Source organism: Kitasatospora sp. MAA4 (assembly GCF_029893355.1).
Lineage (GTDB): Bacteria > Actinomycetota > Actinomycetes > Streptomycetales > Streptomycetaceae > Kitasatospora.
The window spans coordinates 36031-62345 of the sequence record NZ_JARZAI010000026.1 but is presented as its reverse complement, the minus strand read 5'-3'; the positions used below and the strand labels follow the sequence as shown (position 1 = coordinate 62345).

At 70.6% G+C, this 26315-nt stretch carries 25 protein-coding genes and 2 tRNA genes; 6 read left to right on the top strand and 21 right to left on the bottom strand.

Annotated elements, in window-relative coordinates; genetic code table 11:
- Window positions 1–24 precede the first annotated feature (24 nt).
- The 8 genes from P3T37_RS28770 to P3T37_RS28735 form a co-directional block, all read right to left on the bottom strand.
- Window positions 25–243 carry a DUF397 domain-containing protein gene (locus P3T37_RS28770; protein ID WP_280726836.1) on the bottom strand — a complete coding sequence of 73 codons (219 nt, stop codon included), beginning with the start codon at window positions 241–243 and terminating at the stop codon, window positions 25–27.
- Window positions 233–1078 (bottom strand): helix-turn-helix transcriptional regulator, encoded by an 846-nt coding sequence (locus tag P3T37_RS28765; RefSeq protein WP_280726835.1) that lies wholly within the window; start codon window positions 1076–1078, stop codon window positions 233–235. Before P3T37_RS28765 ends, P3T37_RS28770 begins: the two co-directional genes overlap by 11 nt.
- Window positions 1079–1198: 120 nt before the next feature.
- A complete protein-coding gene (locus tag P3T37_RS28760; RefSeq protein WP_280726834.1) occupies window positions 1199–1921 on the bottom strand; it encodes a hypothetical protein in 723 nt (240 codons plus the stop codon).
- A gap of 116 nt (window positions 1922–2037) precedes the next feature.
- Window positions 2038–2619, bottom strand: coding sequence for an aminoacyl-tRNA hydrolase (gene pth / locus P3T37_RS28755; RefSeq protein ID WP_280726833.1), 582 nt, complete (start codon window positions 2617–2619; stop codon window positions 2038–2040).
- Window positions 2620–2720: 101 nt separating this feature from the next.
- Entirely contained in the window at window positions 2721–3311 is a 591-nt protein-coding gene (locus P3T37_RS28750; protein ID WP_280726832.1) for a 50S ribosomal protein L25/general stress protein Ctc, read from the bottom strand.
- Window positions 3312–3635: 324 nt separating this feature from the next.
- Window positions 3636–4613 carry a ribose-phosphate diphosphokinase gene (locus tag P3T37_RS28745; RefSeq protein ID WP_280726831.1) on the bottom strand — a complete coding sequence of 326 codons (978 nt, stop codon included), beginning with the start codon at window positions 4611–4613 and terminating at the stop codon, window positions 3636–3638.
- A 205-nt stretch (window positions 4614–4818) separates the two neighbouring features.
- Window positions 4819–6276: a bifunctional UDP-N-acetylglucosamine diphosphorylase/glucosamine-1-phosphate N-acetyltransferase GlmU gene (glmU, locus tag P3T37_RS28740; RefSeq protein WP_280726830.1), complete on the bottom strand. Its 1458-nt coding sequence runs from the start codon at window positions 6274–6276 to the stop codon at window positions 4819–4821.
- Window positions 6277–6470: 194 nt separating this feature from the next.
- A tRNA-Gln gene (locus P3T37_RS28735) sits at window positions 6471–6543 on the bottom strand.
- A gap of 201 nt (window positions 6544–6744) precedes the next feature.
- Between P3T37_RS28735 and P3T37_RS28730 the strand changes: the two genes are divergently transcribed.
- The 3 genes from P3T37_RS28730 (at window position 6745) to P3T37_RS28720 (ending at window position 9076) form a co-directional block, all read left to right on the top strand.
- Window positions 6745–7731: a fatty acid desaturase gene (locus P3T37_RS28730; RefSeq protein WP_280726829.1), complete on the top strand. Its 987-nt coding sequence runs from the start codon at window positions 6745–6747 to the stop codon at window positions 7729–7731.
- A gap of 26 nt (window positions 7732–7757) precedes the next feature.
- Window positions 7758–8489 carry a TetR/AcrR family transcriptional regulator gene (locus P3T37_RS28725; protein ID WP_280726828.1) on the top strand — a complete coding sequence of 244 codons (732 nt, stop codon included), beginning with the start codon at window positions 7758–7760 and terminating at the stop codon, window positions 8487–8489.
- Between the two features lie 89 nt (window positions 8490–8578).
- Window positions 8579–9076, top strand: coding sequence for a MarR family transcriptional regulator (locus P3T37_RS28720; protein WP_280726827.1), 498 nt, complete (start codon window positions 8579–8581; stop codon window positions 9074–9076).
- Here P3T37_RS28720 and P3T37_RS28715 read toward each other — a convergent pair.
- From P3T37_RS28715 to P3T37_RS28655, 13 genes are all read right to left on the bottom strand, one after another.
- A complete protein-coding gene (locus tag P3T37_RS28715) occupies window positions 9073–10002 on the bottom strand; it encodes a response regulator transcription factor (RefSeq protein ID WP_280726826.1) in 930 nt (309 codons plus the stop codon). The genes P3T37_RS28720 and P3T37_RS28715 overlap by 4 nt on opposite strands.
- Before the next feature lie 108 nt (window positions 10003–10110).
- Window positions 10111–11259, bottom strand: coding sequence for a galactokinase (galK, locus tag P3T37_RS28710; RefSeq protein ID WP_280726825.1), 1149 nt, complete (start codon window positions 11257–11259; stop codon window positions 10111–10113).
- Window positions 11260–11305: 46 nt separating this feature from the next.
- Window positions 11306–12262 (bottom strand): UDP-glucose 4-epimerase GalE, encoded by a 957-nt coding sequence (galE, locus tag P3T37_RS28705; RefSeq protein WP_280726824.1) that lies wholly within the window; start codon window positions 12260–12262, stop codon window positions 11306–11308.
- Complete coding sequence (galT, locus tag P3T37_RS28700) at window positions 12259–13350, bottom strand: galactose-1-phosphate uridylyltransferase (RefSeq protein ID WP_280726823.1); 1092 nt, start codon at window positions 13348–13350, stop codon at window positions 12259–12261. Before galT ends, galE begins: the two co-directional genes overlap by 4 nt.
- 234 nt (window positions 13351–13584) lie before the next feature.
- Window positions 13585–14253, bottom strand: a complete 669-nt coding sequence (locus P3T37_RS28695) for a response regulator transcription factor (protein WP_280726822.1) — start codon at window positions 14251–14253, stop codon at window positions 13585–13587.
- A 188-nt stretch (window positions 14254–14441) separates the two neighbouring features.
- Window positions 14442–14517, bottom strand: a tRNA-Thr gene (locus tag P3T37_RS28690).
- A gap of 103 nt (window positions 14518–14620) precedes the next feature.
- Complete coding sequence (locus P3T37_RS28685) at window positions 14621–15985, bottom strand: MFS transporter (RefSeq protein WP_280726821.1); 1365 nt, start codon at window positions 15983–15985, stop codon at window positions 14621–14623.
- A gap of 105 nt (window positions 15986–16090) precedes the next feature.
- On the bottom strand, window positions 16091–16693 hold the full coding sequence (locus tag P3T37_RS28680; RefSeq protein WP_280726820.1) for a hypothetical protein: 603 nt from the start codon (window positions 16691–16693) through the stop codon (window positions 16091–16093).
- A gap of 44 nt (window positions 16694–16737) precedes the next feature.
- On the bottom strand, window positions 16738–18492 hold the full coding sequence (locus P3T37_RS28675; RefSeq protein WP_280726819.1) for an alpha/beta hydrolase: 1755 nt from the start codon (window positions 18490–18492) through the stop codon (window positions 16738–16740).
- Window positions 18493–18494: 2 nt separating this feature from the next.
- A complete protein-coding gene (locus P3T37_RS28670) occupies window positions 18495–18914 on the bottom strand; it encodes a type VII secretion target (protein ID WP_280726818.1) in 420 nt (139 codons plus the stop codon).
- 40 nt (window positions 18915–18954) lie between these two features.
- Window positions 18955–20424, bottom strand: a complete 1470-nt coding sequence (locus P3T37_RS28665) for a S8 family serine peptidase (protein ID WP_280726817.1) — start codon at window positions 20422–20424, stop codon at window positions 18955–18957.
- A 156-nt stretch (window positions 20425–20580) separates the two neighbouring features.
- Window positions 20581–22191 (bottom strand): hypothetical protein, encoded by a 1611-nt coding sequence (locus P3T37_RS28660; protein WP_280726816.1) that lies wholly within the window; start codon window positions 22189–22191, stop codon window positions 20581–20583.
- An 88-nt stretch (window positions 22192–22279) separates the two neighbouring features.
- Complete coding sequence (locus P3T37_RS28655; RefSeq protein ID WP_280726815.1) at window positions 22280–22807, bottom strand: hypothetical protein; 528 nt, start codon at window positions 22805–22807, stop codon at window positions 22280–22282.
- Window positions 22808–23533: 726 nt separating this feature from the next.
- Here P3T37_RS28655 and P3T37_RS28650 point away from each other — a divergent pair.
- From P3T37_RS28650 to P3T37_RS28640, 3 genes are read left to right on the top strand one after another with little or no spacing between them, the layout of a single operon-like run.
- Window positions 23534–23908 carry a type VII secretion target gene (locus tag P3T37_RS28650; protein ID WP_280726814.1) on the top strand — a complete coding sequence of 125 codons (375 nt, stop codon included), beginning with the start codon at window positions 23534–23536 and terminating at the stop codon, window positions 23906–23908.
- Complete coding sequence (locus P3T37_RS28645) at window positions 23908–25662, top strand: alpha/beta hydrolase (RefSeq protein WP_280726813.1); 1755 nt, start codon at window positions 23908–23910, stop codon at window positions 25660–25662. The genes P3T37_RS28650 and P3T37_RS28645 overlap by 1 nt, the downstream gene beginning before the upstream one ends.
- Before the next feature lie 44 nt (window positions 25663–25706).
- Window positions 25707–26297 carry a hypothetical protein gene (locus tag P3T37_RS28640; protein ID WP_280726812.1) on the top strand — a complete coding sequence of 197 codons (591 nt, stop codon included), beginning with the start codon at window positions 25707–25709 and terminating at the stop codon, window positions 26295–26297.
- Window positions 26298–26315 lie beyond the last annotated feature (18 nt).

Here is a 26315-nt window from a genome sequence, read left to right as displayed (position 1 = left end):
GTCGTACCGCCGGTCAGAAGCCGGTCAGCAGCCGGAGAAGTCGCCCTCGCGGACGCCCGCCACGAACGCCCGCCACGCCTCGGCGCGGAACACCAGCGCCGGCCCGTGCGGATCCTTGGAATCGCGCACCGGCAGCACCCCGGCGAAGCCGTCGGCCACCTCGACGCAGTCGTTGTTGTTCCCCCCGCTGAAGCTGGACTTGCGCCACCGCGCACCACTCAGGTCGTACTGTTCAGCACCCATCTCTGTACTCCTTCGCCACCGAGCGAATCAGGGCCAGGGCCGCCTCCGGCGGCAGAGCGGCGGCCCGAGCAAGATCGTAGGCCGCTTCACAGCGCTTCACCACCGCCGGTTCGTCCAGCAGTTGGCCGCTGTCCACGCTCTCGGCATAGCCCACCGGCGGCGCGTCCTCGAAGGTCATCAGCATCAGGCTGCCGTCCATCAGGGCGTGCGCCCCGGCGGAGAACGGCAGCACCTGGATCAGCACCCGGTCCCGCTCGGCGACTTCGGCGAGATGGTCCAGCTGGCGGGCCATCGCCGCCCTGCCGCCGACCGGGCGCCGAAGCACTCCCTCGTCCAGGATCGTCCAGTACTCCGGCGCGTCCGGCCCCTGGAGCAGCCGCGCCCGCTCCAGCCGGTTGCGTACCCAGTCCTCCGTGTCCTCCGCCGACTGGAACGGCCGCGCCGCGCGGGTCACCGCCCGGGCGTACTCCTCGGTCTGCAACAGGCCCGGCACGAGCAGTGGCGAGAACTGGCAGATCGTCGACGCCCGCGCCTGCAACTCCGCAGCCTCGGCGAAGTAGGACGCGAACGGCGACTTGTTGATCAGCTCCTTGCACATCCGCCCGAGCAGCCCGCCCGTCGCCAACACCTGGTCGATCCGCTCGGCCAGGTCCAGTTGCGGCTTGCGCGAGGCGTTCTCGATCTGGCCGATGTACGCGCCGGAGCAGAACACCCGCCGCCCCAGGTCGTCCTGCGACATCCCGACGGCCTCCCGGCAGCGCTTCAGCTCCGTGCCGAAGAACTCCCAGCCGATCCTGAACCGTCCGTACCCCTTGGCCGCACCGCCGTTGCTCATGGCATGGCTCCTCTGCACCGCAGAACCGCTGCTGCCCGCTCTCGTTGCAGCGAGCGTAAGCACACCCAGCGGCCCGTGGGCACAGAACGCAACTATTCACCCGCAAAGAGTGACCCTGCGTCAGTGTGCGGCGGGCTTGCCCTTGTGGCGGCGCTTCAGCCAGAGCGCGCCGCCGCCGCCGGCGACCAGCAGGCCGCCACCGACCGCGAACAGGCCCGCGTCGCCGCCCAGGTTGCCGATGAAGCTGCCGGCGAGCACGGTGGCGGTCGGTCCACCCTGCGCGGTGGCCGAGGGCGAGACCTGCGGGGTGTCGGCCAGCTGGGCGCTGACCGCGCTCACCTCCGGGTCCGCCCGGTGCCCGCGGCCGGAGCCGCGCGAGCCGCCCGTCCCGGCCATCGCGACCCGGGTGGTGCTGGCCGAGGCGGAGGGCGAGGGCGTCGGCGAGGTGGGGCAGCCGCTGGGTTCGGCCGTGGCGGACGGCGTCGGGACGGGAGAGCCGGAGCGCGCGGCCGAGGCCGCCTCGGAGGGCGAGTCGCTCGGCGCCGGCGGGCAGGACGGCGAGGCGGTGGCCGTGGCGGACGGCGGTGGGACGGCCGGCAGCGAACCGCCGGCGGCCGGACCCCCGGGTGCATCGCTGGGACCGGGCGCCGAGGGCGGCGGCGCGGGGGCCGTGACGGTGGCCTGGCCGCCCGCGCCGGAGGGCGAGGGGCTCGCCGAGGGGAGCGCGTCGGCGGCCGCGAACGACGCTCCCGCCAGCAGGGCCCCACTGATCGTCAGCAGCCAACCCCCGGCCGTCCAGGCCGTACGCCACCGCAACTGCCCTGCGCCCACCAGCGCCCCCATCTCCCAAAGTCCGGCTTGACCGTACCCGATCCGCAGGGACCGCCGGCCATCGGATCAGGGGCTGCGGGGAAGAGTTGTACGACTGTTGTCACACCCGTCACAGGGAACGCAGAGCCTCAGGTGTTGTAGGTGCCCTGGGCCCGTTCCAGGCCCTCCGACAGCAGCGCCTCGACCGCGTCGGCCGACCGGTCCACGAACCAGTCGAGCTCCTTGCGCTCGGCCGAGGAGAAGTCCTTGAGGACAAAGTCCGCGACCTCCATCCGGCCCGGCGGACGGCCCACGCCGCAGCGCACCCGGTAGTAGCCGGGGCCGAGCGACTTGGTGATCGACTTCAGGCCGTTGTGGCCGTTGTCGCCGCCGCCGAGCTTGAGCCGCAGGGTCGCGTAGTCGATGTCCAGCTCGTCGTGGACCGCCACGATCGCGCTGGTGGGCGCCTTGTAGAAGTCGCGCAGCGCGGTCACCGGGCCGCCCGAGAGGTTCATGAAGGTCATGGGCTTTGTGAGAACCACCCGCTGCCCGGCCAACCGGCCCTCGGCGATCTGGGCCCGGCTCTTGTGGGTCTTGAACTTCGCCCCGATCCGCTGGGCCAACAGGTCGACGACCATGAACCCGATGTTGTGCCGGTTGCGGGCGTAGCCCTCCCCCGGGTTGCCCAGACCGGCGATCAGCCAGGGCCCTGTGTACTCGTCGTCACTCACGCGTCCTCCTCCTGCGGCTCACCGACATCATCCCGGACGTGCCGCTGCCCCGGCTCCCACCACAAGGGGGGAGCCGGGGCAGCGGCAGGTCACACCGGGACTCAGGCGCTCGCGGCCTCGTCCGCGGCCTCGGCGTCCGCGTCGGCCTGCGAGGCCTGGGCGCCGATGACCTGCAGCACGACGGTGTCGGCCTCGACACCCAGCTTGGTGCCCTTGGGGAGGACGATGTCACCGGCGAGGATGGAGGCACCGGCCTCCAGGCCCTGGATCGAGACCGTGACGGACTCGGGCAGGTGGGTGGCCTCGGCCTCGACCGGGAGGTTGTTCAGGACGTGCTCGACCAGGTTGCCGCCCGGGGCCAGCTCGCCCTCGGTCAGCACCGGGATCTCGACCGAGACGGTCTCGCCGCGCTTCACCAGCAGCAGGTCGACGTGCTCGATCGAACGCTTGATGGCCTCACGCTGGACGGCCTTCGGCAGGACGAACTCGTCCTTGCCCTCGATCGGGACGACCAGCAGGGCGTTCGGGGTCTTGAGCGCCATCATCAGGGCGTGGCTCGGCAGGTTCAGGTGAACCGGAGCGTGGCCGTGACCGTAGACGACACCGGGGACGAAGCCGGCGCGGCGTGCACGACGGGCGGCACCCTTGCCGAACTCGTTGCGGGGCTCGGCGGCAAGGCGGATCTCGGACACGACTGCACTCCTCGTGGGACTGACGCGGGGGTGCAGCACTCGTACGGTGGTCATACGAGGCCCGGAAAGCCAGAAGCCGCCGGGACCACACCCTCAAGAATGTTGGGGGGGTCGCTCGGCGGCGGACGACTCTGCCGACAACCGGTCGTCCCGGCTGCGGCAGCGCGTCGATCACGGAGGCTGGCACCCGAATGGGCGCACGGCTTCCCTCGCCGAGCAGTCTCACGAGTCTAACCGCACCAGTCGTCAACCGTGAAATCGGCCCCGCTCCGTACCCCCCACAGGGAGCAAGGAGCGGGGCCGATCTGACGATGGGTCAGTCGATCAGTGCACGCCCTCGAAGAGGCTGGTGACCGAGCCCTCCTCGAAGACCTCGCGGATCGCGGCGGCGATCGACGGGGCGATGGAGAGCGTGGTGACCTTGTCGAGCTGCAGCTCGGCGGGGGTCGGCAGGGTGTTGGTGAAGACGAACTCGCTCACCCGGGAGTTCTTCAGCCGGTCCGCGGCGGGGCCGGAGAGCACACCGTGGGTGGCGGCCACGATGACGTCCGCGGCGCCGTTCTCGAAGAGCGCGTCGGCGGCGGCGCAGATCGTGCCGGCCGTGTCGATCATGTCGTCGACCAGGACGCAGACCCGGCCCTTGACGTCACCGACCACCTCGGCGGAGAGGATGGTGTTGGCCTGGCTGGTGTCGCGGCGCTTGTGGATGATCGCCAGCGGCGCGTCCAGGCGGTCGCACCACTGGTCGGCGACCTTCACCCGGCCGGCGTCCGGCGAGACGATGGTCAGCTTGTCGCGGTCGACCCGCTCACCGACGTAGTCGCAGAGCATCGGCAGCGCGAACAGGTGGTCCACCGGGCCGGAGAAGAAGCCCTGGATCTGCGCGGTGTGCAGGTCCACGGCCATGATCCGGTCGGCGCCGGCCTGGGCCAGCAGGTCGGCGACCAGGCGGGCCGAGATGGGCTCGCGGCCGAGGTGCTTCTTGTCCTGCCGGGCGTACCCGTAGAAGGGCAGGATCGCGGTGATGCTCCGGGCGGAGGCCCGCTTCAGAGCATCGATCATGATCAACTGCTCCATGATCCACTGATTGATGGGAGCCGTGTGGCTCTGCATCACGAAGCAGTCCGCACCACGGGCGGAGTCCAGGAAGCGGACGTAGATCTCTCCGTTGGCGAAGTCGTACGCCTTGGTCGGGACGAGTTCGGTGCCCAGGGCCGCGGCAACCTCCTTCGCCAGCTCGGGGTGGGCACGGCCGGAGAAGAGCTTCAGTTTCTTCTCACCCGACGTCGTGATCCCGCTCACTGCACCGTCTCCTCGTGTTGCTGCCGCACGGACCCGGCGCGCCGCACCCGGGCAGCGAGGCCGCCCGGGCCGGTGGTCGACGGGGATTGGGGTACGCCTCGTCTCGCGGGCTACAGCCCCACGGCGCACGTATGTACACCAGGTTACGCGCCCGCTCGGAAAGCGTCCGTCCCGGGACCGCTGCTCGGGTGCCCCGCCGGTCGGCTCAGGCCTCCTGGGCCCCACCGAGCGCATCGGCCGCGGCCTGCGCCGACACCGTGCCGGGGCGCTTGCGCTCCACCCAGCCCTCGATGTTGCGCTGCGGCGCGCGGCTCACGCCGAGTGCGCCGGCGGGCACGTCCTGGCTGATCACCGAGCCGCCGGCGGTGTAAGCGCCGTCACCCACCGTGACCGGTGCCACCAGCATGTTGTCCACGCCGATCCGGGCGTGCGCCCCGATCACCGTGCGGTTCTTGTTCACACCGTCCCAGTTGGCGGTGACGGTGGCCGCGCCGATGTTCGCGCCCTCGCCGATCTCGGCGTCACCCATGTACGACAGGTGCGGCACCTTGGCGCCGGCGCCGATCTGCGACTTCTTGATCTCGACGAACGTCCCGACCTTCGCCTTGACCCCGACCTTCACGCCGCCGCGCAGGTAGGCGTACGGGCCCACGGTCGCGCCCTCGGCGATCTCCGCGCGGTCCGCCGTGGTGTTGGTCACATGCGCCCCGGCGCCCACCACGGTGTCGGTGAGGGTGCAGTTCGGGCCCACCTCGCAGCCCTCGCCCAGCTGGGTGGCGCCGTGCAGCTGGGTGTTCGGCAGCACCACCGCGTCCGGCCGGTAGCCGACCTCGACGTCGAACCAGGTGGTCGCCGGGTCCACCACGGTGACGCCCGCGCGCATCGCGCGCTCCACCAGGCGGGCGTTCAGCAGCCGGCGGGCCTCGGCCAGCTGGACCCGGTCGTTGATGCCCAGGATGTCGCGGTAGTCCGCGGCCACCACGGCGCCGACCCGGTGGCCGGAGGTGCGCAGGATCTCCAGGGTGTCGGTGAGGTACTCCTCGCCCTGGGCGTTGTCGGTACCGAGCCGGCCCAGCGCCTCGGCCAGCAGCTTGCCCTCGAAGGCGTAGACGCCCGAGTTGATCTCGGTGATCGCGCGCTGGGCGTCGGTGGCGTCCTTGTGCTCGACGATCGCGGTGACCGCGCCGCCCGCGGCGTCGCGCAGGATCCGGCCGTACCCGGTCGGGTCCGGCACCTCGGCGGTCAGCACGGTGACGCCGTTGCCCTCGACGGCGTGCCGCTCGGCCAGCGCGCTCAGGGTGGCGCCGGTGAGCAGCGGGGTGTCGCCGGAGGTGACGATGACCGTGCCGTCCAGCGCCGTCCCGTCGGCGGCCAGTGCCTCCAGCGCGAAGCGCACGGCGTGCCCGGTGCCGTTCTGCTCCGGCTGCACGGCGGTCAGCACGCCTGCGTTCGTCGCCGCCAGGTGCTCCACGACCAGCTCCCGCTGGTGGCCCACCACGACCACCAGGCGGCGCGGCGCCAGCTCCTCGGCGGCGCTCACCACATGGCCCAGCAGGCTCCGCCCGCAGACCGGGTGCAGCACCTTGGGCAGCGCCTTCGACTTCATCCGGGAGCCCTCACCGGCGGCGAGCACGACGACGGCGGCGGGGGAGTTGACACTCACTCGGGAGGCTCCTTGTGGGATGGCCGAAAGGCGGGGAGGGTCAGGTGCGCGGCTCCACACGCCGCACTCGGACCAGCACAGAGAATAACCGCGACGGACCTGGGCGATGACACCAAGCCGCTCCGGGAATCCGGCCGACCCGAACCCGAGCGGTGAAAGCCGGGGCTCTGACGGCCCCGGCCCCACGTGACACGCTCCGCCGGTTGGATTCGAACCAACACTGCAAGGCTTCAAAGGCCTGCGGGCTGCCGATTACCCCACGGCGGACAGCTGCTCAGACCATACCGGAGACGCACCCCGGCTGGGTATTGACTCCCGCGCCCCCGCGCGAGGCCTCTACCACCCCTGCGGCAGCTCGCCGCCTTCGCGCCGCACTTCCCATTCGGCTTGCACAGAACCTACGATGCCGTAAGTTACGCAATCGTAGGCCAGTCCGCTCTGTCCAGATTCCTCCCTCAAGGGACCCTTATGACCATGCAGGCCAGCGAAGCGCGTCCCGACGCCACACCTGTCCCCGAGTCCGTCGCCGGTTCCGTACCCGCCTCGCAGGTCTCCGCCACGCGCGGCGGGGAGAAGCAGGGTCCCGCCGAGCGGATCGCCCTCGGCCTCTTCATCGCCGTCCCGTTCCTGGCCCTGCTCGCCGCCGTCCCGGTGGCCTGGGGCTGGGGTCTCGGCTGGACCGATCTGGCGATCGCGGCGGTCATGTACTTCACCGCCTGCCACGGCATCACCGTCGGCTTCCACCGCTTCTTCACGCACCGCTCCTTCAAGACCAACCGCGCCCTGAAGATCGCCCTGGCGGTGGCCGGCAGCCTGGCCATCGAGGGCCCGCTGGTGCGCTGGGTGGCCGACCACCGCAAGCACCACAAGTTCTCCGACAAGGAGGGCGACCCGCACTCGCCCTGGCGCTACGGCGAGACGCTGCCCGCCCTGCTCAAGGGCCTGTGGTGGGCGCACATGGGGTGGCTCTTCGACGAGGAGCAGACGCCGCAGCACATCTACGCGCCCGACCTGATCAAGGACCCCGACATCCGGGCCGTCTCCCGGCTGTTCTGGCTCTGGACCACGATCTCGATGCTGCTGCCGCCGCTGGTCGGCGGGTTGGTCAGCATGTCCTGGCAGGGTGCGCTGACCGCCTTCTTCTGGGGCTCGCTGGTGCGGGTCGCGCTGCTGCACCACGTGACCTGGTCGATCAACTCGATCTGCCACGCGATGGGCGAGCGCCCCTTCAAGTCCCGCGACCGCTCGGGCAACGTGTGGTGGCTGGCGGTGCTCTCCTGCGGCGAGTCCTGGCACAACCTGCACCACGCGGACCCGACCTCGGCCCGGCACGGCGTGCTGCGCGGACAGGTGGACTCCTCGGCCCGGCTGATCCGCTGGTTCGAGCAGGCCGGGTGGGCGCGGGACGTCCGCTGGCCCGACGCCGAGCGCATCGACGCCCGCCGCACCGCATGACCCGGCGACTACAGCATGATGGAGGGGTGAACGGGAGCAACGGAGACACCGCAGACGGCCATCGCCCGCCCTCACCTACCGGGGCGGGTCCGAGCTCCGCCGCCGGCTCCGGTGCGCCCGCCGCACCGGCCCGCGGACGCACCGGCCGGGTCCGGATGACCGGCAAGCAGCGCCGCGAGCAGTTGCTGGACATCGGGCGCTCGGTCTTCGCCGAGCGGGGCTACGACGGCACCTCGGTGGAGGAGATCGCCGAGCGGGCCGGGGTCTCCAAGCCGGTGGTGTACGAGCACTTCGGCGGCAAGGAGGGGCTCTACGCGGTGGTGGTCGACCGCGAGATGCAGTTGCTGCTCGACATGGTGACGGGGGCGCTCACCGGCGGACACTCGCGGGAGCTGCTGGAGCAGGCCGCCTTCGCGCTGATGGACTACATCGACACCTCGACCGACGGCTTCAAGATCCTGGTCCGGGACTCGCCGGTCGCCCAGGCCACCGGCACCTTCGCCTCGCTGATCAGCGACATCGCCACCCAGGTCGAGGACATCCTCGGCCTGGAGTTCAAGGCCCGGGGCTTCGACGCCCGCCTCGCCCCGATGTACTCGCAGATGCTGGTCGGCATGGTGGCCCTGACCGGCCAGTGGTGGCTGGAGGTGCGCAAGCCCCAGAAGTCCGAGGTGGCGGCGCACCTGGTGAACCTGGCCTGGCACGGCCTGGAGGGCATGGAACGGCACCCGAAGCTGGTCGGCGACCGAAAGAACTGATCATTCGTTCATTCGGTCATTCGTTCTCCGAGAGTTTTCTCGATGTCAAGAGGCTTCATATCGACAGAACCACCGATACACTGATCGACATGGAGGACGAGGTCGACCGCCTGGTCGCAGCATGGCGCCGTGAGCGCCCCGACCTCGACGTGCAACCACTCCAGGTGCTCAGCCGGGTCAGCCGGCTCGCCCGCCACCTGGACCGGGCCCGCCGTGCCGCGTTCGCCGAGCACGGTCTGGAGCCCTGGGAGTTCGACGTCCTGACGGCCCTTCGACGGGCCGGCGAGCCCTATCAGCTCTCCCCCGGGCAGCTGCTCACCCAGACCCTGGTCACCTCCGGCACGATGACCAACCGGATCGACCGGCTGGCCGGCAAGGATCTGGTCCAGCGACTGCCCGACCCGGACGACCGGCGCGGCGTGCTGGTCCGCCTCACCGAGACCGGCCAGGAACGGGCCGACCAGGCGCTGGCCGGCCTGCTCGCGCACGAACGGGAGCTGCTCTCCCAGCTCACCGGCGGCCAGCAGAACGAGCTCGCGGGGCTGCTGCGGCAGCTTGTCGCACCGTTCGACAACATCCCGGGCTAGTTTTTCTGGTCGGCCGCCGGCTCCTGCGACTGCGGCTCGGCCGGGCCGATGCCCGCTCGGCGGGCCAGCGCGACGGCGGCCAGCGTGGAGTGCACGCCCAGCTTCCCCAGGACGTTCTGCATGTGGGTCCGCACGGTGTGCGGCGACAGGTACAGCCGCTCGGCCACGGCCTGCCGCCCGAGGCCGGCCACCATGCAGCGCAGCACCTGCTTCTCACGCGGGGTGAGCGTCTCGATCAGCCGCTCGCTCTCCGTCCGGTCCCGCCGTGCGGTGGTCAACTCCCGCACCACGCCGGTGAGAAGAGCCGGTGGCAAATGGGTCTCACCGCGCAGCACGCCGCGCAGCACGGCCAGCAGCCGGGTCAGCGAGCTCTCCTTGGCCACCCAGCCCGCCGCGCCCGCGTAGAGGGCGCGGACGGCCCGGCGCGGATCGTCCTCGGCCGCGAGCACCACCGCGCGCAGGCCCGGGTAGGCGTGGCAGGCGCGACCGATCAGGGCGATGCCGTCGGGCTCGCGCGGCTCGGCAGCCGACTTCGACGCCCTGCCCGCCTGCACCGGAATGGCCTGATGACTCGTCACCACTGCCGGAGCGAGCGCCCGTTGAGGCGCAAGTAAGCTACCGGACCGACGCGGCGCCGGAACCACTCCGGCGGTGCGGCGCAGCACGGACGGCGCGGCTTCGGCTTCGGCCGCCGGACGGGGCCTGCGCGCCGGACCGACGGCTGGGCCGCCGGCCCCGAGGTCCGCGTCGACCAGCAGGACGTCGAACGGGCGGCCCTCCGCGAGCGCGCGCTCCAGGGCGATCTCGGCGGCGGACACGCTCCCGGCCGCTCCGACGTCGATCTCCGGCTCGGCGGAGAGCGCCGTGGCGAGCGCCTCGGCGAAGATGCGGTGGTCGTCGACCACCAGGACGCGGATCCGTCCCATCGCGGTGTCCCCCCTGCTCCGGCACCGGCCCCCACCGCTACCCGGTTCAGGGTACGGGTAGGGCAAGTGGCAGGGCGGGGGTTTTGCCTAATTCGGCCTGTTTCGGCGTCAACCCACCCGGCGCGATCCGGCGGAGGCCTGCGCGGTGAAGCTGCGCGGCGCGACGTATCCGGCCGCCGCGAAGGCGCCCTCCACCGCCGCCGCCACCGCACTGGTCCGCTCCTGCGGGACCAGGGCGATGATCGAGCCGCCGAAGCCGCCGCCGGTCATCCGCGCCCCGAGCGCCCCCGCCTCGACGGCCACCGCGACGGCGAGGTCGGTCTCTGGGCAGGAGACGCCGTAGTCGTCGCGCAGCGAGGCGTGCCCGGCGGTCAGCACCGGGCCGAGCGCGGCGAAGTCCCCCGCGTCCAGCAGCGCCACCGCCCGCAGCACGCGGGCGTTCTCGCTCACCACGTGCCGGACCAGCGGGCCGAGTTCGGCCGGCAGCCGGTCCAGCGCGGCGGGCAGGGTGTCGGCCGTCAGCTCGCGCAGGGCGGGCAGGTCGAGCAGGGCGGCGGCCCGTTCGCAGCCGGCCCGCAGCGCGGCGTAGGCGCCGTCCCCGAGGTCGTGCTTGACCCGGGTGTCGATCACCAGCAGCCGCAGCCCCTGCGCCGCCAGGTCGAACGGGACCTGGCGCTGCGCCAGGTCCCGGGTGTCCAGGAACAGCGCCGCGCCCTCGGTGCAGCAGGCCGAGGCCATCTGGTCCATCACACCGCACGGGACGCCGACGAAGTCGTTCTCGGCCCGCTGCGCGATCAGCGCCGACTGCTGCTGGTCCAGCGGGAGTTCGTACAGGTCGCGGTAGGCCGCGATGACCGAGCACTCCAGCGCGGCGGAGGACGAGAGCCCGCCGCCGCTCGGCACGTCGCTGTCGAAGTACAGGTCGGCGCCGCCCACTTGGTGGCCCGACTCGTTCAACGCCCAGTCGTTCAATGCCCAGACCGCGCCGGCCGGATACGCCGCCCAGCCGGCCACCGCGCCGGGCTTGAGGTCGGCCACCACGAGATCGGTGACCCGCCCGTCGCCCTGCGCGCTGTACAGCCGCAGCCGACCGTCCTCGCGGCGCCGGGCGCTGGCCAGCACCACCTGCGCAAGGGCGATCGGCAGGACGAACCCGTCGTTGTAGTCGGTGTGTTCACCGATCAGGTTGACCCGACCCGGCGCCGCCCACACCCCGGTGGGGGCGGCGCCGAAGACCTGCTCGAACTCCGTTGTCACGTGGCCCTCTTCAAAGTCGCCGGGCCGTACTCGGCCCGGCCGTCGGCTACTTCGCCCTGGTGGCGAACGCCCAGGCGTCCGCCACGATGGCGTCCAGTTCGGGGCGCTTGGGCGTCCAGCCCAGCGCCTGGTGGGCGCGCTCCGCGGAGGCGACCAGCACCGCCGGGTCGCCCGGACGGCGCTCGGCGGTGACCACCGGGATCTCCCGGCCGGTCACCCGCTTGACCGACTCGATCACCTCGCGGACCGAGAAGCCGCTGCCGTTGCCCAGGTTGCAGATCAGGTGCTCGCCGGACGTCGCCGCGTCCAGCGCCAGCAGGTGGGCCTCGGCGAGGTCGGCGACGTGGATGTAGTCGCGGATGCAGGTGCCGTCGGGGGTCGGGTAGTCGTCCCCGAAGACCGAGATGTGCGGGCGCTGCCCGAGCGCGGCCTGGAAGACCAGCGGGATCAGGTGCGACTCGGGGTCGTGCCGCTCGCCGTAGGCGCCGTACGCGCCGGCCACGTTGAAGTAGCGCAGGCTGACTGCGGCCAGGCCGTGCGCGATCGCCTCGCTGGTGATCAGGTGGTCGACGGCCAGCTTGGTGGCGCCGTAGGTGTTGGTCGGGGAGGTGCGCGCGGTCTCGGCGATCGGCACCGACTCCGGCTCGCCGTAGACGGCGGCGGTGGAGGAGAAGACCAGCTTGCGCACGCCGGCCTTGCGCATCGCGCTGATCAGCTCCAGCGAGCCGGCCACGTTGTTGCGCCAGTACTTCTCCGGGTCGGCGACCGACTCGCCGACCTGCGAGGAGGCCGCGAAGTGCAGCACGCCGTCGAAGGACGCGTCCAGCACGTCGGCGGCGTCCTGGATCCGGCCGCGGACGAACTCGGCACCCGCCGGGACGCCCTCCCGGAAGCCCGTGCAGAGGTCGTCCAGCACGGTGACCTGGTGTCCCGCCTCCAACAGGTGCGCGGCGACGACACTGCCGACGTAACCGGCACCGCCGGTGACCAGGTACTTGCTCATGGTGCAACCTCCCGCAGGCGCTGCGCCGCCGCTTCGGGCGACACATCGTTGACGAACGCGTCCATGCCGGATTCGACCCCGGCCAGGAACTTCAGCTTGCCTACGGTACGACGGATCGAGAACAGCTCCAGATGCAGTGCCAGCTCCTCCCCGTCCGGCCGGGGAGCCTGGTGCCAGGCCGCGATGTACGGGGTCGGCGGGGCCTGCTCGCCGAACAGCCGGTCGAAGCGGCCCAGCAGGTCGAGGTAGAGCCCGGGGAACTCGGCGCGCTCGGCCTCGGTGAGGGCGGTCAGGTCGGCCACCCGGCGGTTCGGGTAGAGGTGCACCTCGTAGGGCCAGCGGGCCGCGTACGGCACGAACGCCGTCCAGTACTCACCGGCCGCCACCACCCGTACGGGGTCGGCCAGCTCGGCCGCCAGCAGGTCCTCGAAGAGGTTGCGCCCGGTCTCGGCCCGGTGCCGTCCCGCCTGCTCGATCATCTTGGCGGTGCGCGGGGTGACGAACGGGAAGGCGTAGATCTGGCCGTGCGGGTGGGCCAGCGTCACCCCGATCTCGACGCCGCGGTTCTCGAAGCAGAAGACCTGCCGGACGTCCGGCAGGGCCGAGAGCTCGGCCGTCCGATCCGTCCAGGCGTCCAGCACCAGGCGGGCCTTGGCCTCGGTCAGGCCGGCGAACGAGGCGTCGTGCTCGGAGGTGTAGCAGACCACCTCGCAGCGGCCCACCCCCGGCCGTCCCAGGTGCAACGGCTCGTCCAGGCCCGGGACATGGGCGGCCGCGTCGGTGGCCAGCGACGGGAAGCGGTTCTCGAAGACCACCACGTCGTAGTCGGCGGCCGGGATCTCGCTGAGCCTGCCGTCCCGGGAGGGGCAGAGCGGGCACTCGTCCGCAGGGGGGTGGTAGATCCGGCCCTGCCGGTGCGCCGCCACGGTGACCCAGTCACCGAGTACCGGGTCGCGGCGGATCTCGGCCAGGCTCGCGGCCGGCTCCAACGGGCGCCGGTCCGGCGCGTCCCGCAGCGGGACGGCCTCGTCCCGGTCGTAGTAGATCAGCTCGCGACCGTCCGCCAGCTTGGTCGTGGTCTTCCGCACAGTCTCCGCCTCCGGTGAACCGTCCGCCGTCCGCCGTGGTGTTCGTCGGGGGCAGCTTCCGACATAATCGAACATTACTCACCAGCAGTCAACAGTTTGGCACGCTCAGGAGCAGGAAAATAGGCAGCAAAAAGGGCGGATGCGTGTGCGCACCCGCCCTTGACGGCCTCCCGCGGGCCCGTGCGGCCCCCTGGGCCTGCCCGATTGCCCCCGCTCGCTCCCCCGCCCCTCCGGCTACTCGCCGGCCAGCCGGGCCAGCAGGCCGGTCCGGGCCGCCACCGCGGCCGCCTCCAGCCTGGTCCGCGCGCCCAGCTTCATCAGCACCCGCTGCACGTGCGTACGGGCCGTGCTGGGCGCTATCGCCATGCCGGCGGCGATCTCCTGGGTGTCCTGCCCCTCCGCGATCCGGGCCAGCACCTGGAGCTCACGGCGGGTGAGCACGCCGAGCAGGCGCAGCGCCTCGTCGTCGGGCTCACGCACCGGATGCAGCAACCGCTCGAAGGCGGCCTGCAGGACCTCCACCGCGACCGCCGCCTCCCCGGCCCGCGCACGGCCGATCGCCCGGTCCACCACCTCGATGCGCTCGTCACTGCGCACGTAGCCGGCCGCCCCCGCCGCGAAGGCGTTCGCCACCCCGCGCAGATCGTCCACCGGCCCCAGCACCACCACGGCGACCTCGGGACGCTCCTGCCGCAGCCTGCGCACCGGCGCGAACACCCCGGCGGCGCCGGGGCGGGCGACGCCCAGCAGGCAGACCTCCGGGCGCCGCTGCACCACCAGGTCGGCCGCCGCAGCCGCCGGGCTGCCCACCGCCAGCACCCGATGGCCGCGCACCTGCAGCGCGGCGGCCAGCGCCTCAGCCAGCAACCGGTGATCGTCGACCACCACGAGCCGCACGCCCACGGCGTCCTCCCCCGTACCCCGGCGCGGCACCTCGCCGCGCGCCGCGGACCGCGCGCCGCGTACCAGCCCTGCACCACAGCAGTATTGACGCCCCATCACAGCGCATCAGTCCCCCGCCCCGCTACCTCTGGGACCCGCCGGGGCACAACAAAAAAGACCCTCGCCGTGATGGCGAGGGTCTTTTCCAGTGGAGCCCCCATGCGGAATCGAACCGCAGACCTTCTCCTTACCATGGAGACGCTCTACCGACTGAGCTATAGGGGCGAACTGGCCGAACGAGGAAGACATTACATGGTCATCGGCCGGATTGGGAAATCGATGTCCACCGCGCGGCGCACGCCCCCCGCCCCGGCCCGCGCCTCCCCTGCTAGGTGGCGGGATCGCCGCTCACCACCGGTGCGCCGCGGCGCCCGGCACCGGCCGGCCGATCCACCGTCAGGTCCGCCCCGCAGGTCTCCGGCAGCGCGCACAGGCAGGACGCCGAGGCCACCCCGAGCACCGCCAGGTACCAGCCGACCGGCGTCGCCGTGCCGTACGTCTCGGTGATCCTGGTCGCCAGCAGCGGCGCGGTGGCGCCGCCCACCACACCCCCGAGGTTGTAGGTCAGAGCAGCCCCGGTGTACCGCACCCGGGTGGGGAAGAGCTCCGGCAGGAACGCCCCCATCGGACCGAGCAGCACGCCCAGCAGCGCGGACGACCCGAGCAGCGCGAGCAGCATCAGCGAGGCGCGCAGGCTCTCCAGCAGCGGGAACACCGCCAGCGACCAGCCCGCCGCCAGCACCGTGCCCAGCAGGACCGTACGCCGCCGCCCCCAGCGGTCCGACCAGCCCGCCGAGAGCCAGACGGCCAGCGCCCCGGACGGCGCGGCGAGCAGCTGGAGCGAGAGCATCAGCGTCCGATCCACGCCCAACTCCCCCGTGGTGTACGCGAGGGCGTAGGTGTTGCTGAGATAGAAGAGCGCGTAGCCGAAGGAGAGCGCGCCACTACCGAGCAGCACCGGGCGCCAGTGGTCGCGCAGCACCTCCAGCACCGGCACCGCCGGCCGCTCCTCCACCTCGGCGGCGCACACCGCGAACACCGGCGTCTCGGAGATCCGCAGCCGCACGAACAGACCCACCACGACCAGCAGTAGCGAGCCCAGGAACGGCAGCCGCCACCCCCAGGACGAGAACGCACTCTCACGCAGGCCGGCGGACAGCACCAGGAAGACCGTGGTCGCCAGCACGGACCCGGCACTCGGCCCGAGCTGGAGGAACCCCGCGTACCTCCCGCGCCGCCCGGGCGGCGCGTACTCCGCCAGCAGCAGCGCGGCGCCACCCCACTCACCACCCAGCCCGAGCCCCTGGCAGAACCGCAGCACCACCAGCGCGACCGGGGACCAGATCCCCCAGTGCGCGTACCCCGGCAGCAGGCCCACCGCCGCCGTGGACAGCCCCATCATCAGCAGCGACACCACCAGCACGGCCTTGCGCCCCACCCGGTCGCCGAAGTGCCCGAACAGCACCGCCCCCACCGGCCTGGCGACGAACGCCACCGCGTACACCGACAGTGCCGCCAGCAGCGCACTGGCCGCGCCGAGCACCGGGAAGAACTCCCGCCCGAAGACCAGCGCGGCCGCCATCCCGTACAGGAAGAAGTCGTAGTACTCGATCGCCGTCCCGACGAAGGCGGCGGCTGCCACCCTCCCCAGCCCCGCCTGCCGCACGCCCTCCGACCCCACGTCAATCGCCATACCCCGACCCTGCCGCCCACCCCCACCCCCGGAGAACCGCCACCCGGGTGACGGGGGCGCGCACAGAGTTCGTACACGCCCCGGGGAGTGCGACGGGCGGCGGCGTCAGTGCGACCAGTAGGGGTCGGCGTTCGCGGGATTCGGCCAGGGGCCGCTGTACATGGACGGCTCTGGGCCCTTCAGGACCGGAGGGGCTGACGGACTCAACGGTTCGAACGGATCCCCTGAAGCGCCGTACTCCACTTCGCTGACGGCGACCAGCATATCGATTTGAAACGGACTGAATTCGGCAATGTCAAGCCTGACCGAAACGCCACCGGGAGCAGTTGTCGTCCATTCCCGTGTCCGACCGGCAGGGGCATCGAGGAATGTCTCATGGACGGCGGAATAGCCGTTCTTCCTCCAGTAGTCCCTGACTGTTCCCCGGAAGCTCTCAAGTTTCCCCTGTGCGATGGGCGTCAGGACCCCTTGATCGCGCGTGAACGTAGCGCGGCCGGTGGGTGTGTAGTTGATATGGAAGTTGCTGTAATCGGGCTCGGATCCGTACCCGAAAAACGCTGGGACGATCGCCGGTCTGAGCGAGCCGAGGGTGCCGTCAGCGGCGGCATCGAGTTCCTGCCGCGCTCTCTCGGGCGCGATTCCTGGCTTGTGGTCCCCCAGGAACCACCAGCCGGCCAGTACCAGCAGCGCGAGGACCGTGCCGAACACCAGAAGGGCCCGACCGCGCGAGGTTCCCGTCCCGGACTCCCGACTCACCACCGGTCCGCCTCCGGCTGCACCTGGTCGGGACGACCGACGACGATGTTGGCGATATTGGCCAGCGACGGCCCGCCGTTCTGGGGCGTCAGATACTCGGTGTGCGTGCGGAGCCAGTGCACGGGACTCCCGTCCGCCACGGAGAACCGGTGCGCGCCGAAGGCGCTACTGGCCGGGTCCTCTCCGAACCACCTCTGATTCGGGCTGGGGGACAGCTGAGACGGTGTGTAGGTGACCGGGTCGACCATCGCCTCGCCGACCCAGATATGGCCGGGAAGTCCGAGGTCAGCGGCAGTGTTGGCCCCGGTGCCGGGACTGCCGATCAGGACCACGTCGTCGGGCGGGGTGTACGTGCCGGGCTGATGGGTCGACAGCATGGTCGCCTGGCCGACCAGGTACGAGCCGTAGCTGTGGCCGATGGAGGTGATGTGCTGCGGCTGCGCGCCCGTGTTGGTGGCCCGCAGACCCGTCAGGAAGTTCGCGTAGGCCGGAGCGCCCGCCTGGCCCCGCGCCGTCGAGGCGACGGAAGGCGTCATGGGAGGCGCGTCGTAGCCGAGCCAGACGACTGAGGCGGTCGAGCCATTTCCAGCCTCCGCCTTCTTCGCGGCGTTGTAGACATTCAGCGCATTGGTGGCCTCGTTCGCACCGGGATCGTTAATCGAATCCATGCCGAGTGAGCTCAGCTTGGTGGTCATACCGGGCACATAGGTGCTCACGTTCGTCGCCGTGTCCGGGTTGCCGAAGGAGAGGATCGCCCGCCCCTGGCCCTGGGTCCCGATGCCGAGCAGGTAGTCCCTGGGATGGCGACTGGGATCGGCAGCCTGCTGCTTGTCGTCCATGTCGAGCCGGTCCTGGATGCTGTCGAAGCCGTCGAGCTGCGACTGCAGCGCGTCGTGCTTCTTCTGCCACTCCATGTGCTCCATGGTCTCCACCGGGAACCCGCCGCTGACCACCCCGTCGAATCGCGGCGGCTCCGGGCCGAGCGCGGCGAGCTGCCCCTGGAGGTCGGTCAGGATCCGGCTCAGACCCAGCCGGTTGGCCTGGTCGCGGGCCACCGAGGGGACCCCGTCCAGGTTTCCCACCTGGTCCGGGTGGTTGTTGATCAGGTCCTGCTGCTCGGCCGGAGTGAGCCCGGCCCACCAGGCCTTGACCTGCGCCGGCGTGGATCCCTGCGCGGGGATGTTCTCGCGGCCCGCCTCGGTCCGCTGGTCGGCGCCCGCGGTCGCGCTGTCGAGGCCGGTGCCGTTGGTGGCGTTGTCGGTGAAGTGCTTCAGCCGCGCGGAGATCAACTGGTCGGCCTGGTCCGCCTCGGTGAGGGCGGCGGTGATCCTGGCGCCGATGTCGGTCGCCCTGGCGGTGGCCGAGGCGCCCGCGTAGGTCGCGGAGGTCGGATCGTTGTCCCAGGTCATGCTGCCGTCCGGCTTGACGGTGATGTTCGCGGTCCTGGCGTCGTCCAGCGCCTGCACCAACTGCGCCTGGGCCAGCGCGAACGACTTGGCCGCGTCGCCCAGGGTCCCGCCGACCAGGCTCAGTTCGTCGTGAGCGGCCTGCATCTTGCTGGTGAAGGCCGCGAGATCGGCCCGCACCTGGACGGCCGTGCTGCCGGTCCACTGCGAATCGTGCAGGCGGTCCGTCACCTTGCTCCGCCAGTCGCCGACGTGCTGGGCGAACGCCGTGGTCAGCTGGTCGTACGCGGTCTGGGCGCTCGTCAGGCCGATGGTGTCGGCGTTCCTCAGGGTCGCGATGTCCACCCTCACACCACCGGTCCGCGCGGCTCACCGGCGAGCATCGTCCCGAACGGATCGGCGGACCCGGCGGACCCGGCTGGCGACTGGTACGCCGCCGACCTGCTCGACGTCTGCACGGACCGCAGATCGGCCGCAGCCCCCTGGTCGCTCTGCTGATACCCCTGCGCCATCTGGATCAGCTTCGCGCCGTAGCCGTCCATGTCACCGGCGAGCCCGTCGAGCAGCTTCTGCCAGTCGTACGTGCAGTCGTGCAGCGCGGCGCCGGTGGTCCAGCCGGCCAAGCCGCTGGACGCCTGATCGCTCGGCGCAAGAACGTTCTTGGTCTCACCCGGAATCTGCTCGGCTAACCCCTGGGCGCTCTGCCCCGCACCCTCCAACTCGTCCGGGTTCACCTGGAAGCCACCGCCCGCGTCCGGAATCGGCACGAGTCCCCCTGCTCTCTTCTCGGCCCAGTCCCCCCGGGCCCTACGACTTGTACGGATTCACCGGCGGCACCGACGGCGGCCCCTGCTGATTCTGGCCCCCACCACCGACAGGACCCGGCCCGTACGAGGGCGGCGGAGGCGTGCTGCCGTACCCGGCCGGCGGCTGATACCCGCCCGGCGCCTGCTGCGCGTACGGGGACTGGCCGTAGGACGACTGCTCGAACGGCGGCTGCCCGTACGGCGACTGCGGCTGCCCCGGCACACCGGCCACAGCCGGCTCCTGGGAGCGGCGCTTGCGGAGGAAGAAGAACACACCGCCGACGAGAACCAGCGCCGCGACCACCCCACCGGCGACAAGCGGCAGGCTGCTGGAACCCGAGGACGCACCTGCGGACTTCGCCGGCACGGGCGCGCTGCTCGCGCCGCTACCGCCGTTGGCCGTCGTCGGCGCAGTAGCCGGCGCCGACGAAGGCGCCGCGCTCGCGGCCCCCGAGGGAGCACCCAACGGGGCGATACCGATGCCTGCGGCGACGAGCGGGTTCACATCGGCGGGGCCGGGGTCGCCTGGCTTGTTGAGCGCGGTGCGGGGGCTGATCGAACCGAAGCCGACGTGGTTGTTGCGATTGCTGCCGTCATTGGGCTTGTTGGCCGTGTTGATCAGCACGCGCAGGACCTGGTTCCCGGTCCACGTCGGGTGAACCGACCAGACGATCGCAGCTGCCGCAGCGGTGAGCGCGGTGGCGTCGGAGGTTCCGTGGCCCTTGCAGTAACCCGTCGGACCCGTGCAAACACTGTAGATATCCAGCCCTGGCGCAGTCAGAGCAATCTGAGGGCCTGACTCCGACTCCGGAGTGACCACTCCGGTGTGGTCGAAGCCAGCAATTGCAGCCACTCCGGCAGCGGCAGCCGGGTACATGACCGGATTCCCTTCCTGGCCGCTGTTTCCTGCACCGGCAACGATCAGGCTCCCCTTGCCGATCGCATAATTGACAGCAGTCTGCAATGCCGAAATGTCGGCCTGTCCGATGTCGACAGAACGGATCGCCTGAGAGATGCTGATAACCTGAGCGTTTTGGTCTGCCGCAAACGTGATGGCCTCGTCAATCTGCTTGAGTGAGGCAGCGGGCCCGATAGCCGTACTGGCATCAGAATTTGTATTGATCTTGATGGGCAGCACTTTTGCCCCGGGAGCCAGCCCGTAGTCACCTTTGCCGTCGAAGCTCTTGCCGGAGCCCGCGATAATTCCGGCCATGGAGGTGCCATGGCCCTCGGGGTCTACGTCAACTCCTCCCGGAAGACCGCTGAAGTCCTTCCCGGGAAGTACTTGACCGACCAGATCAGGAAGATCGGTTTTGACCCCACTGTCGATGATCGCAACGGTGATTCCGGCACCAGTGCTCGTCTGCCAGACCTCGGGCATATGAAGCGCGTCGAGGTGCCACTCGGCATCCCGAGGTGCGTCCGCAGCTTCAGCCGTCTGAGCGAGTCCGCCCGCCATCACAGCAGTCATAGCCAGCAGCGCAGCAGAACGCCGCACCTGGACGGCCACACCAGCTCGCCGCATCACGCACTCCTCATCGCCGTGGCTGCCCGAACACCGTGTCGGCTCGGACAGATCTGCCCGGCCACTGAGACTGACTCAGTGGCCGGGCAGCTGATCTGGTCCTTACTCAATCACGTTCGGATTGCTCTCCGGGGTTCCACCCGTCCATGTCTCCTCGTCCTCGACGAGGTAGGCCGCGCGGTTCCGCCGGTCCTTGCTCTTCTTACTCGTACCGTGGCTCCCGCCGGGCATGAAGCCCTGCTGGCCCGCGGCACCCTCCGCGCCACCCTCGGCTTCAGCACCGGCCCGAGCCCGCAGACCAGTACCGCCGGGAGTGAACTCACCGCCCGCTTCGGGACTCCGGCTTCCTCCGACCTCGCCGCCCGCAGTGGACGTCAGGCCACGACCGCGACCACCGCTGCTCGCACCCCGTCCACCGAAGCCGCCCGCACCACCGCCTGCGTGTCCGCCCATCCCCCCGGCGCCCATGCCGCCACTGGCACCGCCTGCGCCTGCGCCGCCACCGGCGGCCTCGTCGGCACCAAAAGCGTTGGCGCCGAGCTGGCTGCGTCCGGACGTGGCGCTGGGACGACCAAGGCCACCGGAGATACCGTCGTCTCCGGCCAGCGTGCCACCGATCGGACGCCCGGAAGCGCCGCTTCCCGTGTAGTTGACGGACCCGTACGCGCCCTTGCCGCCGACGGTTCCGCCACCCGCGAAGCCGCCACCCGCAAGTCCACCACCAGCACCGACGTATCCGCCGCCCGCGTAGCCGCCAGGGCCGCCGATCCCACCGCCACCGGGGGCACCGGTCGTGGGAACACCGCCGGTCGATCCGGTCTGCGGGGGAAGCGTCGGAGCCGACGGGCCGCTGTCGATCCCAGTGCTAGGCGGCGCGGACCCCGGCGCGGTCGGTGTGACCGGCGTCGGAACAACCGGGTTCGGTTCAACCGGACCGGGGGACGGGTGAGGGCCAACCGGGCGGACCGGCACCGGCTCCGGGGTGACGGGGTTGACTCGGTTGGGAGGCGGGGTACCGGGAGGCACGCCCGTCTTGCCAGGAGCGCCCGGTGTCACCTTGCTGCTGCTGCCCCCGGAGCCAGTGCGGCTTGAGGATCCGCCGGATCCCGTGCCTCCGAACGAGACGTTCTCGTCGCTGGCAACGCTCTGCGGCGGAGGCCCCATCACCGAAACCGGCGTCGGCGGGAACAGCGGTGGCGTCGCCGCGTTGATCAACGTCGTCGACTGGTCGTACGACTGCCCCAGGATGGTCATCTGGTGGATGGCCTCCTGGTGGGCGTTGTCGATGCGCGTCTGCGCGGCCGACGCCTGAAGGGACGTGACCCAGTGGGGGTTGCTGAGCTGGGTGCTGTCCGGCATGAAGTTGTTGGGCTGCGAGTTCCGCTTGTTGACCGTCTGGATGTCGGTGGTCGGCAGCGGCGGGATCCCCCCGCTCCCCTTGACCCCGGCCAGGGTGTTCCCGGCGGCCGAGATGTTGCTCCCCGCCGTGGCCGCGTACTCGCTGAGCAGGAGGGTCGATGCGGAGACCTGGTTGGCCCAGCCCTTGAAGGCGTCCCCGGCGTCCCCGGTCCAGTCCAGGTTTCCTACGTGGGTGTGCAGTTCGTCGCTGAGCGACTTCAGCGTCCCAGACGCCTCGGTGAGCGCCGCGCCCCGTCCGGTCATCACCGTGGGTTGGGCGTTCTGCACCATGGCCAGGAGCTGCTCGTGGCTCATGGCTTCGAAGTTGGTGCAGCCCGAAACGCCGGGCTCCGGTTCCTGAGCCATCATCCGCTCCCCGTGTCGATTACGTACCCCTGCGCGCTCATCCGACGCCGGTCCCGGTCCCGCTGGTGCTCGTACTCGTGCTCGTGCTCGTGGTGGTCGAGGCCGGGGTGGCGTTGGTGGCCGCCGAGGTGTCGGTCGCGGTCACGTCCGTACTCACCGGCGCCACCAAGCGGCTCGGGCCGATCGGGGTCTTGTACTGCGTGTCGGTCTGCGCCTGGATCTTCCAGAGCGCCAACCGCTGCGAGTCGTCGACGTGCTGGTAGCCCTTGCTCGAGATGTCGATGGCGATGCTCATCGCCTCGATCTGGTTGGCGAGCGTCTGCGACAGCGTCACCAGGTTGGCGTGGACGACGTCGTAGGCGCCCAGCAGTGCGGTCGACTCGCCGAAGCCGGTGCCGAGATGGTCGGACGTCAACTGCTGCTGAGAGATCTTTGGTTGGGACGCCTCGGACCCGTCCAAGGTCTGCAGCATCGCGTCGACCTTCCCCTTGAACACGGTCAGCGTCTCGACCTCGACGCTCAGGGCTTTGGCGTTCTTCGCCGCCTGCGCCTGGTAATACGCCACGCTTGCGACGGGACCGCCGGCATCGGCAATCATCATCTCCACGGCAATACACCTCCCCCGTGCACAGGCGGCTCTCACCCCCGTGCTGTCACACGTCATCACCTACGAAGTCCCGCGTACCCGCACTGCGGACACCTGCCCGCCTGGCCCAGAGGCCGAGCAGGATCCGCCATAACCATCTTAGCGAGCACCCCTGTCGAAACGGCAGGGGCCTTGGTACAGAGGCGCGTTATCGGTACGGACTTGTCATTCGACACGACGGGTGAGGGGAATCCGCAGCAGGTGTGACAGGTTGGAGGAGTAGTCCCTCGCAGAGACCAGCAGCGCCGACGATGCCGGAGACGTCCCGCAGGAAGGGCTCACGGGCGGGCATCCGGGCTCTGTTCCCTGTCCTCGACCGACCGCGCAGGGTACGCACGAAGGCTGTACGCGACATCCCCATTCTGCCAGGTGCCGGGGATGCCGGACGGGCTTCGGGCATGGGCCCGACCAACGGCGGGATCCACGCCGCCACGGCGCCACATGGGCGGCTCACCAACCAGGTGGGCGGTCCTCGACGGTTGCGGGCGGTTGCGGGCGGCCGATCATGTCTGCTGCTTCAGGCCCCAGTTGACCAGGCGCACGAGCCGAACGGTCACTTATCGCATTGTCATCTTACGTTATGATGAGCGGCTGATGCTCTGAGTCACGACTGAGATCCACGGGCCGCGAGCGCTGGGGGGAAACATGGGAAACGCGAGTGTGGGCGGAGGTGGCCCGAGCGCAGCAGGCTCGGCGCCGTCCTTCTCCGTCGATCCGAACGATCTGGACGCGGCGGCGAACACCGCCCACGACACCGGCGCAGCGGTGGCCGCCGAGGTGAAGACCATTCAACAGCCGTCCGACGCCGCCGTCGGCGGTCTGCTCGGCTGGCGCACTGCCGACTCCCTGAGCAGCTGCACTGCCGCGTGGGAGGACTGCCTGGGCGCGCTTGGCTCCGAGGTGAGCGGTGTGGGTGACAAGTTGAGCAGAACGGCGGCCAACTATCGTGCTGGCGACGGTACTGCGGCCACCGCCTTCCCCGTTCCGGGCGCCGGCCGCTCTTCCGTGGCAGGCAACTGATGGTCAGCCTCGCCGAACTGCGAGAAGCCGACCTCGCCCCGCTGGACGCGGCAGCCACCGCCTACGACAGGCTCGCCGGTAACTTCCAAGGCCACGTCGACCAGTTGAACGCCCAAGTGGTCAAGCACCTCTTCGACAGCAGGTGGATCGGCACTGCCGCCGGAGCCGCGAACGCCTCGCTACAGACCACCACCACCCGACTCGACGCTGCCCACACCGAGATGACGGCGATGGGCACCCTGCTGCGAGAGGCAGCCGACGGTTTCCGACTGGCCCAGTCCAAGGTGCAGCAAGCCTTGACGGACGCGCAGAGCGGTGGCTTCACCGTGTCGGATGACGGGACGGTCTCCTGGCCCCCGCCGGCGGCAGCCGAACGGCATGACCCGGGCTATGACGCGCCCCAGCAGGGCAGCGCCATAGCCACCCGGATCAGCGACGCCGTCAACGAGGCGACGACCGCCGACGCGCGGATCGCCCAACTGCTCGACGACCTGACCCAGCGAGCCCGTACCGGCTCGGGCCTCGACACCACACAGGCTCAGAAGGACCTGACCACGATCACCCAGGCCGGGACCGACCTGACGGCGGCCGGGTTCCCGTCCAAGGACGCGACACCCACCCAGGTTCTCTCCTGGTGGAAGGGCCTGACGCCCGATGAGCAGCAGCAACTGATCACGAACCACCCTGACCTGATCGGCAACCGCGACGGCATACCGTCGGACGTCCGTGACCAGGCCAACCGGATCAACCTGACCAATCTGACCAACGAGTACGAGCACAAGCCGAACCTGTCCGCCGATGACAAGACCAAGCTCGACGGCTTCCTCGCGATCCAGGGCAAGTTGAACGAGAACGCGGGCAAGCAGCCGCCGGCCCTGCTGCTCGGTATCGGTGACGAGGGCCAGGGCCGCGCCATCCTCTCGTACGGCAACCCGGACACCGCGCAGAACGTCAGCGCTTACGTTCCCGGGCTCGGCACCACACTCTCCAGCGTCGGAGGGAAGGACGCCGACCGCGCGCACAACGTCTGGACCGCCGCGATGAGAGCCGATCCGACCGCGACGACCGCTTCGATGGTCTGGCTCGGCTACGACCCGCCGCCGGGCCTGGACAAGGTGCTGGACGGGGACACCAGGCCGCTGGACGTGATGAGCGCGGACCGGGCCGAGAAGGGCGCGGCCTCCTACGACCAGTTCCTCGGCGGGTTGCGTGCCACCCACGACGGGCCGCCGGCACACCTCGTGGCGCTGGGCCACAGCTACGGCTCCACGACGGTGGGGCTGGCGGCGCAGCGGCCGGGCGGCACCGGGGCGGACGACGTCATCCTCGTCGGCAGCCCCGGCACCGGAGCGGACAAGGCGTCCCAGCTCAACATCGATCCGGGTCACGTTTGGGTCGGTGACGCGGAGAACGACCCGGTCAGCCACCTGCCTTCGCGCGGCGAGGTCAGCTTCGACGGCCAGGTTGCACGCTCCGGTCCCCTCCTTGCCCCCGTACTCGTACCCGGCGCCGACTGGCTCTACAATCAGGCGGATCCTCACCAGTTGTACTTCGGTACCGACCCGGCCAGTGCGCAGTTCGGCGCCAACCGGTTCGATGTCGCGGACGGGCCGGCGTTCTCCTTCGACTCGCACTCCAACTACATGACCGATCCGAACAGCTCCGCCGACGGTGCCACGAAGGACTCGATCAACAACATCGGTCAGATCGTCGCGGGCAAGTACAGCAACGTGACCAGAGAGGCTCAGCGGTGATCAACGCACGGCGAACCGCACGACGCCTCGGTGCCGTGGCCGTCGTGCTGGTGCTTACCCTGGGCGCCAGCTCCTGCTCCAGCTCCAGCTCCAGCTCCAGCTCCAGCGCAGGAGGATCCCACCAGCAGAAGGCGCTGATGACCCCCGACCAGGCCGTTCAGAAGCTTCAGGCACTGCTCGACGACGCGACCTCCGACATCAAGCCGCCGCTGCGGTACTGGGACGCCTGGCCGGACTCCACCGAGCAGGACGGCGGTTATGCGACGGCCTCGCAGGCCCGCTACATCATGACCAAGGTCTCCAAGGCCAAGTTCGGTGCCCTGCTGGGGCTGCTGGAGCGCAGCTGGAAGGCCAAGGGCTACCACATCGCGAAGGTCAACCCGAATCAGCCCGCGATGTTCGCCGACATCCCAGGCGGTGCGAGTATCGGCTTCACTATCGGGGCCGCGGACAACATCACCTTCGAGGTATCCGTCAGCCCGATCCCGGTGATCACCGGTCATGACCCGTTCGGCACGCCCACCCCCGAGCCGACCATGTCCAACGGCAACCCGGACATCATCCCGAAGTACGACGACCCGTTCTGGTCGAGCGACCAGCCGACACCGACTCCGACCCCGACTCCGAGCCCCTGAGCCGCCTGCCGGACTGAC

What these genes read in the sequence shown, in the direction of transcription:
- P3T37_RS28730 (WP_280726829.1), top strand. Translation starts at nt 6,745, where the DNA reads ATGACCATGCAGGCCAGCGAAGCGCGTCCCGACGCCACACCTGTCCCC.
- P3T37_RS28665 (WP_280726817.1), bottom strand. Translation starts at nt 20,424, where the DNA reads ATGACTGCTGTGATGGCGGGCGGACTCGCTCAGACGGCTGAAGCTGCG.
- galE (WP_280726824.1), bottom strand. Translation starts at nt 12,262, where the DNA reads ATGAGCAAGTACCTGGTCACCGGCGGTGCCGGTTACGTCGGCAGTGTC.
- P3T37_RS28720 (WP_280726827.1), top strand. Translation starts at nt 8,579, where the DNA reads ATGGAGGACGAGGTCGACCGCCTGGTCGCAGCATGGCGCCGTGAGCGC.
- P3T37_RS28770 (WP_280726836.1), bottom strand. Translation starts at nt 243, where the DNA reads ATGGGTGCTGAACAGTACGACCTGAGTGGTGCGCGGTGGCGCAAGTCC.
- P3T37_RS28645 (WP_280726813.1), top strand. Translation starts at nt 23,908, where the DNA reads ATGGTCAGCCTCGCCGAACTGCGAGAAGCCGACCTCGCCCCGCTGGAC.
- P3T37_RS28685 (WP_280726821.1), bottom strand. Translation starts at nt 15,985, where the DNA reads ATGGCGATTGACGTGGGGTCGGAGGGCGTGCGGCAGGCGGGGCTGGGG.
- P3T37_RS28650 (WP_280726814.1), top strand. Translation starts at nt 23,534, where the DNA reads ATGGGAAACGCGAGTGTGGGCGGAGGTGGCCCGAGCGCAGCAGGCTCG.
- P3T37_RS28760 (WP_280726834.1), bottom strand. Translation starts at nt 1,921, where the DNA reads ATGGGGGCGCTGGTGGGCGCAGGGCAGTTGCGGTGGCGTACGGCCTGG.
- P3T37_RS28765 (WP_280726835.1), bottom strand. Translation starts at nt 1,078, where the DNA reads ATGAGCAACGGCGGTGCGGCCAAGGGGTACGGACGGTTCAGGATCGGC.
- P3T37_RS28715 (WP_280726826.1), bottom strand. Translation starts at nt 10,002, where the DNA reads ATGGGACGGATCCGCGTCCTGGTGGTCGACGACCACCGCATCTTCGCC.
- P3T37_RS28660 (WP_280726816.1), bottom strand. Translation starts at nt 22,191, where the DNA reads ATGAGCCACGAGCAGCTCCTGGCCATGGTGCAGAACGCCCAACCCACG.